The organism is Bradyrhizobium sp. 87 (assembly GCF_023073015.1).
Taxonomy (GTDB): Bacteria; Pseudomonadota; Alphaproteobacteria; order Rhizobiales; family Xanthobacteraceae; genus Bradyrhizobium; species Bradyrhizobium canariense_D.
The window spans coordinates 1-11,880 of the sequence record NZ_JADPIQ010000114.1 but is presented as its reverse complement, the minus strand read 5'-3'; the positions used below and the strand labels follow the sequence as shown (position 1 = coordinate 11,880).

15 protein-coding genes are annotated in these 11,880 nt (G+C 63.1%); 6 read left to right on the top strand and 9 right to left on the bottom strand.

Annotated features, from left to right (window positions below; all coding sequences use genetic code 11):
• Nucleotides 1-118: 118 nt before the first annotated feature.
• Both IVB50_RS29655 and IVB50_RS29650 read left to right on the top strand, forming a co-directional pair.
• Nucleotides 119-340 (top strand): hypothetical protein, encoded by a 222-nt coding sequence (locus IVB50_RS29655; RefSeq protein WP_247298876.1) that lies wholly within the window; start codon nt 119-121, stop codon nt 338-340.
• An 18-nt stretch (nt 341-358) separates the two neighbouring features.
• On the top strand, nt 359-781 hold the full coding sequence (locus tag IVB50_RS29650; RefSeq protein WP_247298874.1) for a hypothetical protein: 423 nt from the start codon (nt 359-361) through the stop codon (nt 779-781).
• 1,169 nt (nt 782-1,950) lie between these two features.
• Here the strand turns inward: IVB50_RS29650 and IVB50_RS29645 are convergent.
• Genes IVB50_RS29645 through mdcA form a run of 7 tightly spaced genes read right to left on the bottom strand, consistent with a single transcriptional unit; the run spans nt 1,951 to nt 7,962 of the window.
• The gene (locus tag IVB50_RS29645; protein WP_247298871.1) at nt 1,951-2,868 is read right to left on the bottom strand and encodes an acyltransferase domain-containing protein; all 918 of its coding nucleotides are present in this window, start codon (nt 2,866-2,868) and stop codon (nt 1,951-1,953) included.
• A complete protein-coding gene (gene mdcB / locus IVB50_RS29640; protein WP_247298869.1) occupies nt 2,862-3,716 on the bottom strand; it encodes a triphosphoribosyl-dephospho-CoA synthase MdcB in 855 nt (284 codons plus the stop codon). The genes IVB50_RS29645 and mdcB overlap by 7 nt, the downstream gene beginning before the upstream one ends.
• A complete protein-coding gene (gene mdcG / locus IVB50_RS29635) occupies nt 3,713-4,360 on the bottom strand; it encodes a malonate decarboxylase holo-[acyl-carrier-protein] synthase (RefSeq protein ID WP_247298867.1) in 648 nt (215 codons plus the stop codon). Before mdcG ends, mdcB begins: the two co-directional genes overlap by 4 nt.
• Entirely contained in the window at nt 4,353-5,090 is a 738-nt protein-coding gene (gene mdcE / locus IVB50_RS29630) for a biotin-independent malonate decarboxylase subunit gamma (RefSeq protein ID WP_247298865.1), read from the bottom strand. The genes mdcG and mdcE overlap by 8 nt, the downstream gene beginning before the upstream one ends.
• On the bottom strand, nt 5,077-5,991 hold the full coding sequence (locus tag IVB50_RS29625; RefSeq protein WP_247298863.1) for a biotin-independent malonate decarboxylase subunit beta: 915 nt from the start codon (nt 5,989-5,991) through the stop codon (nt 5,077-5,079). The genes mdcE and IVB50_RS29625 overlap by 14 nt, the downstream gene beginning before the upstream one ends.
• Complete coding sequence (gene mdcC / locus IVB50_RS29620) at nt 5,988-6,305, bottom strand: malonate decarboxylase acyl carrier protein (RefSeq protein WP_247298861.1); 318 nt, start codon at nt 6,303-6,305, stop codon at nt 5,988-5,990. Before mdcC ends, IVB50_RS29625 begins: the two co-directional genes overlap by 4 nt.
• A 10-nt stretch (nt 6,306-6,315) precedes the next feature.
• The gene (mdcA, locus tag IVB50_RS29615) at nt 6,316-7,962 is read right to left on the bottom strand and encodes a malonate decarboxylase subunit alpha (RefSeq protein WP_247298859.1); all 1,647 of its coding nucleotides are present in this window, start codon (nt 7,960-7,962) and stop codon (nt 6,316-6,318) included.
• A 193-nt stretch (nt 7,963-8,155) separates the two neighbouring features.
• Between mdcA and madL the strand changes: the two genes are divergently transcribed.
• The 4 genes from madL (at nt 8,156) to IVB50_RS42485 (ending at nt 10,321) form a co-directional block, all read left to right on the top strand.
• Entirely contained in the window at nt 8,156-8,590 is a 435-nt protein-coding gene (madL, locus tag IVB50_RS29610) for a malonate transporter subunit MadL (protein ID WP_247298857.1), read from the top strand.
• Complete coding sequence (gene madM / locus IVB50_RS29605; protein ID WP_247298855.1) at nt 8,587-9,351, top strand: malonate transporter subunit MadM; 765 nt, start codon at nt 8,587-8,589, stop codon at nt 9,349-9,351. The genes madL and madM overlap by 4 nt, the downstream gene beginning before the upstream one ends.
• Nucleotides 9,352-10,053 (top strand): GntR family transcriptional regulator, encoded by a 702-nt coding sequence (locus IVB50_RS29600; RefSeq protein WP_247298853.1) that lies wholly within the window; start codon nt 9,352-9,354, stop codon nt 10,051-10,053. It abuts the gene before it with no gap.
• A 109-nt stretch (nt 10,054-10,162) separates the two neighbouring features.
• Entirely contained in the window at nt 10,163-10,321 is a 159-nt protein-coding gene (locus IVB50_RS42485) for a LysR family transcriptional regulator (protein ID WP_345946754.1), read from the top strand.
• A gap of 569 nt (nt 10,322-10,890) precedes the next feature.
• Here IVB50_RS42485 and IVB50_RS29595 read toward each other — a convergent pair.
• Nucleotides 10,891-11,616, bottom strand: coding sequence for a PhzF family phenazine biosynthesis protein (locus IVB50_RS29595; RefSeq protein WP_256465357.1), 726 nt, complete (start codon nt 11,614-11,616; stop codon nt 10,891-10,893).
• Between the two features lie 21 nt (nt 11,617-11,637).
• Nucleotides 11,638-11,880 (bottom strand): transposase (locus IVB50_RS29590; RefSeq protein WP_247296352.1); only part of this gene is annotated, 243 nt, incomplete at its 5' end.

The window sequence follows — 11,880 nt, the reverse complement described above, 5'->3', positions numbered from 1 at the left end:
GAGCCAGACGATCCCGACTAAAAAGACGGCAGAACGAAATTTGCCGAGAGCAGGAACACTATTCACCGGGGCGAGGTTTGTTTTTCATCAGAGGCTAGGGATCGCGGAGTTCTCTTCCATGGCTACCCAGATCGTAATGGACAGCACAGGCGACAGCAGACATTTCTTTGAGCGAAAGGACCCGAAGGGGCTCGCCGAGGCTGAGCGGCGCTTCAAGAAGTTCACCGCCCAGGGATTTACCGCTGCCACTCGGACGCCGGCCGGCGATCTCAAGCTGATACGGTCATTTGATCCAACAGCGGATGAAACGCTGTTCTATCCGCACTTAGTCGGCGGTTAGAACCGTCCAGCATCAAAGATGTTTTTGTTCGGACGTAACGTCGCCCAGGGCGCGCGTCTACGTGCCCTGCGTGCCCTTTATCGGAGCTTCAACGAGCAAAATGGCCCGGAAGCGCGTGCACGTCGTCTTTTGCGGGAATGGTTATCTCCGGAACAGCGCGCGCAATTTGATGCCAATGGCTTTTTTGAAGTCGCTGGTTCTCTTACTGGCCGTCGATACCGAATTTATCAGGGCACGATGAGTAATGTTTTGGAGCTGGATGAACAACTGGAGCCTAAGGTGGGGTGGTGCTTCCTCCCCGAACGGGCGTTGGCAGTTGGCGATGTGATGCTCGCCCAGAAGATCGCACTCGAAACTGACGAAGCCGCAGTTCTCGCGATCGCGAAGTCGTTTTCTCCGAGACTGCCGTTTGTGCCCCGAGCAGTGCGGCGCGGTCACTAGAGCTGATCATGGGCGGGGCCGTCGCTTGTGACTGCGGCGACCCCTCGCCGCGAAGGCGCCGTTACGCGAGACGCGGACCACTTCGCGACTGCATCCAGCATGGGCGCTGGGCCCGATCGACGCAAGATCGTCCCTGCGTTAGTGTTACTTGAACCGCGGCCTAACTACGTTCGGCCGCTTCGTGGATCGGCCGCGTGAGACCATTTCCTCGACAGCTCGCAGCATCCGAGCGGATTCAGACCGAAGATGTCGAGTGTGCGCCGCATCTTGTGGCTCTAAGAATCTCGACGAGGAAGCGGTTCAATCGCGATGTGACGAGACGATTGTCAGAGTGTTGCGAGCGCAACGCCGTGATCTGTCCTCGTCTCTCGACTAAATCGAGCGGGTGATCATCCGGATCATTCGTCAAAACGGGGCTCGCGCTATCCATAGCAAAAACGCGAAACCGACGCGCCGAATGTGATGGCGCGCCGACTTCGCCATTGATGGACCCGGACGGGGGCAATGTCCGGTGTTCAGCCTAGCGTCGCCGGAGGCCGGGGCAACCTAAGTCGCGAATTAAGCTTGATGTCGGGGCTGCAGGTTAAATACCGGAACCCGAAATCGCAGACGGCGAAGCGTGCAGACAATCGGACGTTGGCTGCTGTGGCACGGGATGGTTCTGTTCCTATTGGGGTTGCTGACCAGCTTGGCCGAACAAAGCTTCTCGAACAGGAGGGTGGGCTTGCGGCGCACCTCTAGGGCGTCATGAACGGGACTTTCCTTTGGGGCTGGGGTGCTGTTGGACGCAGGTTGGACTATCCGCCGCGCTTGAGCGCGGCACGTTTGCAGCGCTGGTGGCGGGGACATACGGCAATTGGGCGACGACAACGCTCGCCGCTGTGACCGGCACAGCCGCACTCTCACCCATCACAGCCGCGGGTCGAGGTGCGCCGGCCTGGCAAGAGATGCTGGTGACGACCGGCTTCGTGTGGGTTGGCATCCTGATGCTGGCCAGCTCTTGCATCGTGCTCTGGGGGCTGAGGCGATGAGGTGGGCAGAAAACAACCAGGATCTTCTGTCGGAGGTACCGTACCCGTGCGACGATCGGTTGGTAGTCCTGTTCGGGCCCATGTGGATCCGGCCTGCTTTGCAACGCACGCAAGCGTGGCTCGCTTCCGGATCTCCTGCTATACGGCAGCAACCCAGTTACGTAGGCCCTCGATCGTGCGAAAGCCGTCGGCGGCGTAGCAGCGCGTGTCCGGCTGAGATGCTAGCATCATCTCCGCCAGCGCGTGTCCGGGCCCGAGGTCTAGTACCTCGGTGACGCCCAGCTCTGTAAGCGCGTCCAGGGTTGCCGCCCAATCAATAGGATGGGCGACCTGGTTTGCCAGCTTCACCGTCGCGCCCGCGACCGAGAAGATGCGTTCGCCGTCACCGCCGGCAAGTAAGACGCGATGGTTTGCGACAGCCGCGTCCCTGCTGACATCGAGTGCCTGTTGCAGAGGTTGGCAGGCCTGCGCGAGCCTTGTCGTATGCGACGCGATTTTGACGGCCAGAAGCCCCGTTCGCACTCCTTTCCGGGCAGCCTCGTCGCAGAGCGCAATGACCTCCCGCTCCACGCCTCCGATCACGAAAAGAAGGTCCGGATTCCTGATCGCGATCTCGCAGCGGTGCTTTGCAAGCAGAGGTTCGATCGTAGCCCGGTCGAGCCCCCGGATGTAACCCAGGCGACCGGTGGGCCCCGCTGCGTTCTCCATCAGCCGGGCACGAATATTGGTGAGCCGCAACGCTTCTTCGGCAGTCCAGATTCCCGCGATACTCCAGGCCGCCATCTCGCCGACGCTATACCCGGTGACAGCGGTCTCTTCGGCCAACAGGTCAGCGATGCAGGCGTGGGTCGCGAGAGCCGATGTGACGGTCAGGATCTGGCTGGCATAATTCTCGGACAGTTGCTCGGGGGTGCGCGTCCGAACGAATTCCCGCGGGTCCTCACCGAGCCAAGCCGTCGCCGCGGCGAAGATTGACTCCGCGGCAGGCTGGTCCGCGACAAGATCAAAGATCTTGCCCGAAAGCGCACCTTGTCCGCCGCAGAGCAGTGCTAACATCCGCGATCTATCCCATCGACGAATAGCGCCATGGCCAGCAGGTCTGCGGAGCCGCCGGGACTGAGATTGCGGGTCAGGAACGCTTGGTGAATGTCGGCGGCACGCCTGCGCCATTCCGGTGATCCAACACCGCCGGCGGAAAGGAACGCTGACGCGCTGGCTTGCGCGAAGCACAGTCCCTCGAGCCCGCCTCGATGCAGGAGGTTGGTGTCGGTGACGCTAGTAATCAAGCTCATGCACGTCTGAACGCGAGCGGCTTCCTCGTCATGAGGTGCAAGCTCGCGCGCTGCCTGCAGCGCGGGTAGGGCGATGTCGTAGACAGACGGGAAACCGTCGGCGGCTTCCCCCCTGGCGCCCCCGGCGCCATAGCGCCGCGCGGCCACAGCGCCGTGGCTGCGCAGCGATACCGGGCCAGATAGGATGTCCTCGCCCCAACGCTCCGAAACCAGCCGGCCAAGAGATTTGCGAATGCCGACGGCACTCCGATAGCCGGCCGCGGCGCAGAGCAGGCCAAGTCCGAAAATCGCGCCGCGATGGGTGTTGACGCCGGAGGTCGCAGCCATCATCGCGCGCTCCGCGGCAACCCCGATGGCGCGCAGCCGGTTCATGCCCGCACCTGCGGCGCCCGCGAGGGCGAGATCGCTGAAGAAAGGCATCAAGGTCTCAGCGCTCAGGCACAACAGCCCGGCGTCCATGTCGCGATGCGCACCGTTGTCGACATGGCTGACAAGCCCGGGCTTCGGATAGGTTTTTACTTCCAGCTTCAGGCATAGCGAAGCAAGATGACCGAGCTGCTCGGCATCAAGCGCGCCGCCCGGCTGTGATTGCCATCTGAGCGCAATGGTCATGAGACATGACCTGTGAGGAAGGCCGCGCGAGTCGTGGTGGTCACTCCTGCCGGGCTCTTCACAAGCACTTCGTCTTCGTCAGTGCCGGTCAGTTCGCGCCATTGAACCCCGCCGGCGGGACCTGTGATCTCACCGTCCAGCCGCATCGGCGACTGCTTTGCGATCCGCGCGATGTCGGACAACAGAATTCCTGTCTTGTCGGCCGACGAGAGAGGCCACAGCAGATCGAGGTCCGAGCCCTCCGAAAGATAGGGCAGGCCGGTGAGGTGCTGCCACGCAAGGCTGCCATAGGCGCGGGTCTCCGGCAGGAGTTGGACGAGTTTCTCGATCGTCTCGCGCCAAGCGGGCGGCGCCGCGGCCACGGCGTCGGCCAGCAACGGAGGCTGAGCGAACGCGACGATATCGGCTGCGGCCAGCGAGACCGCAATACGACGTTTACCATGGCTCGGCGGCAGCGGCAGTCCGAGCGGAACGAGGCCTGCAGTATCGCTGCAAGCCGGTCGGCGAACGACGAGAGGACGGCCGACGTGCGCCCAGCCTGCGACGATCGGCTCGCTGGCGAGTTCCGGATAACGCTTCATCACGGCCGTCCAGCCGGCGGCTGTGACCTTGACCATGCTGTGGCGCGCGAGAGCTTCACCCATTTGGCGCTCCTTGATGTGAAGTGGCTGAGACGACAACGCGCTCGGCGAGTTCGGCCGCTTTCCGCCGGCCGCCACGTTGGGCACCGATCTGGCCGCGATCGTCCTGTCCGTGCGGTCGTTGCAGCACGGACGCAAGCTGCGGCGCCAGCGGCGCATGTTCATCCCAGACGGCGTGAATGCCGCCAGTCTGCACCATGTTGTCGAGCCCGGGCGCGAACACCGGCGTGGCTTCGGCCTTGGCTTTCAAGACGTCGATCGGAAGCTTGGTGACCCGGGCCATCGACGGCAGATCCATCACCGCGGGATGCGCGCCGGGCAGCGCCACCAGCGTGCCGGCCGCAAGCGCGGTGGCGATGAATGCGCCGGCGGCGCTGCCGCCATAGAGCAGGCCGACGGTGCGGTGTCCTTCGGCTTCCGCCAGCAGCAGGGCCTTGGCGAGATGCGACAGATATTCGCTGAGGCCCAGCAGTTCGTCGCGCTTGCTCATGCGCTGGCTGGCGGAATCCACCAGGAACAGGATCGGCGCACGGTCCTTCGTTTGGACGATCTCGACCAGCCGCCCCGCGAGCACGATGGCTTCGTCCACGCCGAGCGGCTGCCCCTGCGTGATGCCGAGCACGTGGATTGGTCCGCCGTCAGGCAGCGTCGCCTCCCCCGCGATCATCGCGCCGGTCGTTTTGATCTTGCGGCCGTTCGGGAATAGGCCGGCCAGGATGTCATCGAGCGTCATCGGCATTCTCCCTGTTGGCTGCCGCGCGAAGAAATGCGCCGGTCGGAAGTGCGGGAATCTCGGTCGGCTGCCCGATGCCGAGCGTCTCCCAGATATCGACGGCGTCCTCAGCCTCGCCAAAGCGCTGCAGCCGTCGTTCGAGGCGCTTCTGCTCGGCCTCGAGAATCTCGGCGTCGCATCGTCTGGCTATTTTGATCGCGTCAATGGCCGCCTCGCGAAACGCCGTCGCTTCGTCGTCGACGAAGATATCGGCACCGCCGATGAGATAGCGGTGCTTGCCGCCCATCGTGCGCCAGACCAGCGCGCGGTCGCGCGAGTCGAATTCCTCGATCCCCTTGTTGGTTTCGATCACCTCGGGGCCGCTGACGCTGAGCCGCCCCTGTTCGGAGATGATCAGCCGCGAGCAGGTGCCCGCGATCAGGCTGCCGCCGCCATAGCAGCCGGCGCGCCCCCCGATCAGGCCGACGACGTGGATGCCGCCGCGGCGTGCCTCGATGATCGCGCGCATGATCTCGGCGATCGCAAGCTCGCCGGCATTGGCCTCCTGGAGCCGCACGCCGCCGGTGTCGAACAGGATCAGCAGATCTTGCTTGAGCGTGCGAGCTGCGCGCAGGAGGCCGTTGAGCTTGGCGCCGTGGACCTCACCGAAGGCGCCGCCCATGAAGCGTCCTTCCTGTGCGGCGACGAACACCGGCGAGCCATCCAGGCGACCGCGGCCGATGACGATGCCGTCGTCGAACTGCTCCGGCAGGTCGAAGATCGCCAGATGCGGGCTCATCTCGCGCTGCTCGGGACCGATGAATTCGGCAAAGCTGCCGGCATCGACCAGCGCTTCTATGCGTTGCCGGGCGCTCGCCTCATACCAGCTCAGCGAAACCGTATTGACTGTGGCCACCGTCATCGTTCCGGCTCCTCGATCTTGCGGATGCCTTGCGCGAGCCGCAGCGCGACCGTGTCAGGTCGGGCTCCGCCGTCATTGATGGAGATGCGCAAGCCCCCGGCAGAGCGGCGGGCGACGAAATCGCGGACCACGGCGTCCCACACGGGGCCAAAGCCGTGAGCTGCGGTTGCGATGTCGATCGTGCAGCTGTCGGCCAGCGAGGTCCGTTCCAGCAGCACTTCGAGATTGCCGGAGGCGACCACGCCGACGATCGCCTGCGCGCGGGTGCCGCCGGCGCGGTTCGGTGCAGTCAGTCTGAAGCTGAGCTTTTCCATGCGAAACTCCTCACCAGTTGCGGAAGCGGCTGGGCGGGCGGTAGAGACCGCCGGAAGCCAGCATGAGGTCCTTGATCGAGCGGGCCGCCAGCAGGCGCCGGTCGGCGTCAAGCGGATCGATGCCGAGATCCTCGGGACGGCGGATCACGCCGCGTTGCCGGAGCTGCTCCACGAGCTTTGCATCGCGCGCGCGCCCGATGTCGGTGTAGCCGGCAACGCCGCGGATCGCCTGCTCGCGCTCGTCCTTGCTGCGGCACATCAGCAGGTTGGCGATGCCTTCCTCGGTGACGATGTGGGTGACGTCGTCGGAGTAGACCATCACCGGTGCCAGATCGAGGTCGAGCTTGCGCGCCAGCTCTAGCGCATCGAGTTGCTCGACGAAGAGCGGGACATTGCCGTCACCGAATGTCTCACCGATCTGCACCACGAGCTTGCGGCCTCGGCGCAGGGCAGCATTGGAGGCGGGGTCGGCCTCGGCACCCGCTTTGAGCCAGGGTTCGCTCGGGTGACGGCGCCCGCGCGGATCGGAGCCCATGTTGGGCGCGCCGCCGAATCCCGCGATGCGGCTCGTCGTCACCGTCGAGCTGTGGCCTTCGAGGTCGATCTGCAACGTCGATCCAATGAACATGTCGCAGGCATAGAGGCCCGCCGTCTGACAGAAGGCGCGGTTGGATCGCAGCGAGCCGTCGGGACCCGTGAAGAAGATATCGGAGCGCGCCGCAACATAATCCTCCATGCCGACCTCCGATCCGAAGCAGTGGATCTGCTCGACCCAGCCGGATTCGATCGCCGGAATCATCGTCGGATGCGGGTTGAGCGCGAAATGGGTGCAGACCTTGCCCTTGAGGCCAAGCTTCTCGCCGTAAGTCGGCAGCAAGAGCTCGATTGCGGCGGTGTTGAAGCCGATGCCGTGATTGAGCCGGCGCACGCCGTAGGGCGCATAGATGCCCTTGATGGCGAGCATCGCCGTCAGGATCTGGGTCTCGGTGATGGCGGCGGGATCGCGGGTGAAGAGCGGCTCGACATAGAAGGGGCGGCCGGCTTCGACCACGAAATGCACGAGGTCGCCGGGAATGTCGACGCGCGGCACCTTGTCGACGATCTCCGTGACCTGCGCCACGACGAGGCCGTTCTTGTAGCTCGTCGCCTCGACGACGGTCGGAGTGTCCTCGGTATTTGGCCCCGTATAGAGGTTGCCGTCCCTGTCGGCGCTGACGGCCGCGATCAAGGCGACGTTCGGCGTCAGATCGATGAAGTAGCGGGCGAACAACTCGAGATAGGTATGGACGGCACCGAGCTCGATCTTTCCCCCGAATAGCATCCGCGCGATCCGCGCCGACTGCGGACCTGAATAGGAGAAGTCGAGCCGCCGAGCGATGCCCTTGTCGAAGATGTCGAGGTGGGATGGCAGGACCACCCCGGACTGGACCATGTGGAGGTCACGGACGTCTTCGGGGTCAAGGTTCGCGAGCGCCGAGGCGAGGATGTCAGCCTGCTTCTGATTGTCACCCTCCAGGCACACCCGGTCTCCTGACCGGATCACCGCATTCAAAAATGCGGGCAGGCTCGGGATCGGGACGACCTTTCCCTTCGCGTGCTTCCGGCCGGCCGCCAAGCGCTCTCCCAGGGCGGCCTTTTGCATACCCCAACTACTCATTTCGGCTCCTTGGCATGCGAGGTTGGCTTCCATGAGTCAGAGTGTATGCGTATTGCCTTCCAATGTCAATTAATGTATACGCACGATGCTAAGCGATAGACAGTCGCATACACAGGAGGGAATTTTCGATGCGAGTGCATACACAGCTTCGATCTCTGGGGGTCAGCGCCCCGTTCACAGCCAGGAGGCGCCCGTGACCATTTCCGGCGTAGCTCTGCTCGCGATCTGCACGCTGCTCGGGGTCCTGCTCGGCGACCTGCTCGGCGTCGTCCTCGGTGTGAAGGCCAATGTCGGCGGCGTCGGCATTGCGATGATGTTCTTGATCGCCGCCCGGCTATGGCTGCTACGCCACGGTCTCCTCAGCCACGGGCTGAAGACGGGCGTCGAGTTCTGGGGCAGCTTCTATATTCCCATCGTGGTCGCCATGGCCGCGCAGCAGAACGTCGTCGCTGCGGCAAAAGGCGGCCCCATCGTTGTCATTGCGGGGATCGGCGCGGTGGCGGTGTGTTTCGCCCAGGTCGCTTTGATCAGTCGAGTCAGCGGCCGTGTCGAGACGATGGACGAGATCGAGGCGCGCGAGGCGATCGAGGCGAATGTGCCCCACTTCAAGTCCGGGAGGATCGGATGACCATGATATCCCACGTTCTTGCCGCAAACTCGCTGATCACGGCGTTCGCCGCGGTGGGCATCCTGATGTGGATCTCCGGAGCGATCTCGAAATATCTCACCTTCGGGCGCATTCACGCCTCGGCGATCGCGATCATGCTCGGGCTGTTGCTCGCGTTTTTCGGAGGCCTCGCCACCGGCGGTGAAAAGGGCCTCGCCGACCTGCCGGCGCTAACCGGGATCGGACTGATGGGAGGCGCGATGCTGCGGGATTTCGCCATCGTCGCCACCGCCTTCGAGGTCGACGTCGTCCATGCGCGCAAGGCCGGACTGATCGGTGCGGTCGCGCTCGGATTGGGGACGGTCGTTCCGTTCATTCTGGGCGTTCTCGTCGCCGCAGCCTTTGGCTACACTGACGCCGAATCGCTGACGACGATCGGCGCCGGCGCGGTCACCTACATCGTCGGACCGGTCACGGGAGCGGCGATTGGCGCCTCATCGCCGGTCATTGCGCTCTCGATCGCGACCGGTGTATTCAAGGCGGTGATCGTGATGATCGGTACGCCCTTTGTTGCGAAGATGATCGGCCTCAACAATCCGCGCAGCGCAATGGTGTTTGGCGGCTTGATGGGTACGGTCAGCGGCGTTTCCGGAGGCCTGGCGGCAACAGATCGGCGTCTAGTGCCTTACGGCGCATTAACAGCAACGTTTCATACCGGGTTGGGATGCCTCGTCGCACCGTCCATTCTCTACTTCACGGTGCGCGCAATCATAGGAAGCTGAATGGCAGGTCTGTTTAAAGTTGCGGCTGAGGCAGAAGAAGATAGCGGCCTTCTCTCCGATCGCATCCGTAATGCGCTCACCGACGAGATTGCCTCCGGTGCGCTGGCTGCCGGTTCGGCGCTGGAAGAGCAGCAGCTTGCCGATCGCTTTGGGGCTTCCCGCACGCCGGTGCGGGAAGCCCTCCGGCAGCTTGTCGTCAGCGGGCTCGTCGAGGTGCGGGGCCGTCGCGGGCTCGTCGTGGCACGGATGACACCCGAACGCATCATGGACATGTTTGAGACCAGCGCAGAGGTGGAAGCCATGTGCGTCAGGCTCGCGACCTATCGCATGACACCGCTGGAGCGCAGCGATCTGATCGAGCTCCACGACAGCTCGCTGGCAATGGTCGACGCCAACGACGTGGATGCCTACGATGCGTTTAACCGGCTGTTCCACGAAGGCATCTATAGCGCAACGCACAACGCGTTCATGGCCGAGCAGGCGCAGGAGGTCCGTGCGCGTCTCAGCGCCTTCCGCCGCACGCAATTGCGGCAGGGCGATCGTATCCGCAAGTCCCGGGACGAGCATGATTCTATCATGCAGGCGATTGCAGAGGGCGATGGCGATACGGCCGCTCGCCGAATGCGCGCGCACATGTTGAACGCCGCCGCGGCGCTTCGGCGCTACATCGACGACCGCGCGGGCGGAGAAGGTCGAGCGTGACAGTAGGATCACCCTACTTGCGCGTTCGGTAATCGCTGGTCGGGTGAGATCTCCGCGCTACTATTCAGGCAGAAGCCTTGTTCGTTGGAGTTGCGGTTAGTTTAGCCGTTTGAGCTACTTAGGGGCGACATGGGTATTGAAGACAAACCTTCAGATCAAGCATTTGCACTATCTCCTCGTTTTAGCGAGGGAGCGGCATTTTGGCAGGGCGGCAAAGGGATTACTGATCAGCCAGCCGGCGCTGTCTCAGGCGGGTCCAGCAGATTGAGAAGCATTTTGGTGTCGCGATCGTGCTTCGGCACCAATCGGGCTTCCATGGGTTTTCGGCCGAGGCGAAAACATTCCTGCATGGGCGCGACAGGCGCTAGCTGACCATGACCGGCTTGTTCACGCCGTAGGCGACGCGGCTCGTGACGAACTGCGCGAAACGCTCAAGTTCGGCCTTGCACCTGTAGCGATGTCGAGCGTGTCGCTCCTCACCCTCGCCCCGAGGTATGGCCGCCAAGCCGCTTTTGGGGGCTTTAAGCGCACTCCTGATCACTTCAATCACGCGGCCTACCTGTCGTGGCTAAAAATCCAGCTGTCGATCCCGTAGCTCGGCTCTCTCTAACTCCGGCACGATGCGGATCGACTGTACTCCGCGACCGAGCAGATGGAGATGCCGGCCTTAAACGCGCTCCCTGCATGCCGTTCTCCGCTGCCCAGATGAAACGCTGCGCTCACGGTCGGGATGGGCCACACAACCGGAGTTGGCAGCGCTTGCAGTGACTGCCGCTGTGATCCTGGGCCGGCTTCGGCCGCCCCACGCGTTCAGGGACAAATCTGCCGCTGGCCGCACTACTTGTTGAAATCGCCAGGCAGAGAAATATTGGCCTCCATAAAAGTCACGGCATTGCCTCCTAGAAACACCCGGTCTGCAGCGAGTTCGCAATCGATCCAGCCGCCGCGTGCCGATGCCTGATAGGCGGTGAGCCTTTCGCGCCCTAATTGCTTGGCCCAGTACGGAACGAGCGTAGCATGGATTGACCCGGTGACGGGATCCTCAGGAATGCCAGCACCGGGGGCGAAATAGCGTGAAAAGAAATCCGCCCGCCCGCCGTCGGATGCCCGCCCGGTCACGACTAGGCCGACCGTCCCAAGGCGGGCAATACCGGTCAGATCGGGGATGAAGCGAATCACGGCGTCCGCATTGCCTAGGTCGGCGAAGATGTTCTCAAAGTTGCGGAAGAGCCGGATGGGAGCGGCCTCGAAAATGCCTTTGATTTCTTCAGGAACCTCCTCCAGCGGCTCTGGCTGCAAACGCGGAACGTCGAGCCGATAACCGAGCGAACTGCGCGCCACCCGCAATTCGCCGACCCGGGTGTGAAAGATAAGAGGCGAGGCGGCTCCGGCTGCAGTGAATAGCACGTGCGCTGTCGCAAGAGTGGCGTGGCCGCAGAAGTCGACTTCGTGAGCCGGAGCGAACCAGCGCAGATCCCACGCCCCATCGGATCGGGCCTTGACAAACGCCGTCTCGGCCAAATTATTCTCTTGTGCAATCGCAAGCATCAGCTCGTTGGTCAGCCAGTCTTCTAGGGTTCAGACTCAATTGATCCAATAAGCGACGAGAGCGGCGAGGTGGACGGCGGCCAAGAAGTTTCTGGCAAGTTTGTCGTAGCGAGTAGCAACACGCCTGAAATCCTTGAGCCGGCAGAAACAGCGCTCGATAACATTGCGCCCTTTATAGAGGCGCTTGCTGAAGCTGTGGAGGGTTACCCGGTTGGATTTGTTTGGAATGACGGGTTTCGCGCCGCGATTGACGATTTCGGCGCGAAAGCCGTCGCCATC

Excerpts from the sequence above, each read along its gene's own strand:
- IVB50_RS29655 (WP_247298876.1), top strand. The coding sequence starts at position 119 with ATGGCTACCCAGATCGTAATGGACAGCACAGGCGACAGCAGACATTTC.
- IVB50_RS29650 (WP_247298874.1), top strand. The coding sequence starts at position 359 with ATGTTTTTGTTCGGACGTAACGTCGCCCAGGGCGCGCGTCTACGTGCC.
- IVB50_RS29645 (WP_247298871.1), bottom strand. The coding sequence starts at position 2,868 with ATGTTAGCACTGCTCTGCGGCGGACAAGGTGCGCTTTCGGGCAAGATC.
- mdcB (WP_247298869.1), bottom strand. The coding sequence starts at position 3,716 with ATGACCATTGCGCTCAGATGGCAATCACAGCCGGGCGGCGCGCTTGAT.
- mdcG (WP_247298867.1), bottom strand. The coding sequence starts at position 4,360 with ATGGGTGAAGCTCTCGCGCGCCACAGCATGGTCAAGGTCACAGCCGCC.
- mdcE (WP_247298865.1), bottom strand. The coding sequence starts at position 5,090 with ATGACGCTCGATGACATCCTGGCCGGCCTATTCCCGAACGGCCGCAAG.
- IVB50_RS29625 (WP_247298863.1), bottom strand. The coding sequence starts at position 5,991 with ATGACGGTGGCCACAGTCAATACGGTTTCGCTGAGCTGGTATGAGGCG.
- mdcC (WP_247298861.1), bottom strand. The coding sequence starts at position 6,305 with ATGGAAAAGCTCAGCTTCAGACTGACTGCACCGAACCGCGCCGGCGGC.
- mdcA (WP_247298859.1), bottom strand. The coding sequence starts at position 7,962 with ATGAGTAGTTGGGGTATGCAAAAGGCCGCCCTGGGAGAGCGCTTGGCG.
- madM (WP_247298855.1), top strand. The coding sequence starts at position 8,587 with ATGACCATGATATCCCACGTTCTTGCCGCAAACTCGCTGATCACGGCG.
- IVB50_RS29600 (WP_247298853.1), top strand. The coding sequence starts at position 9,352 with ATGGCAGGTCTGTTTAAAGTTGCGGCTGAGGCAGAAGAAGATAGCGGC.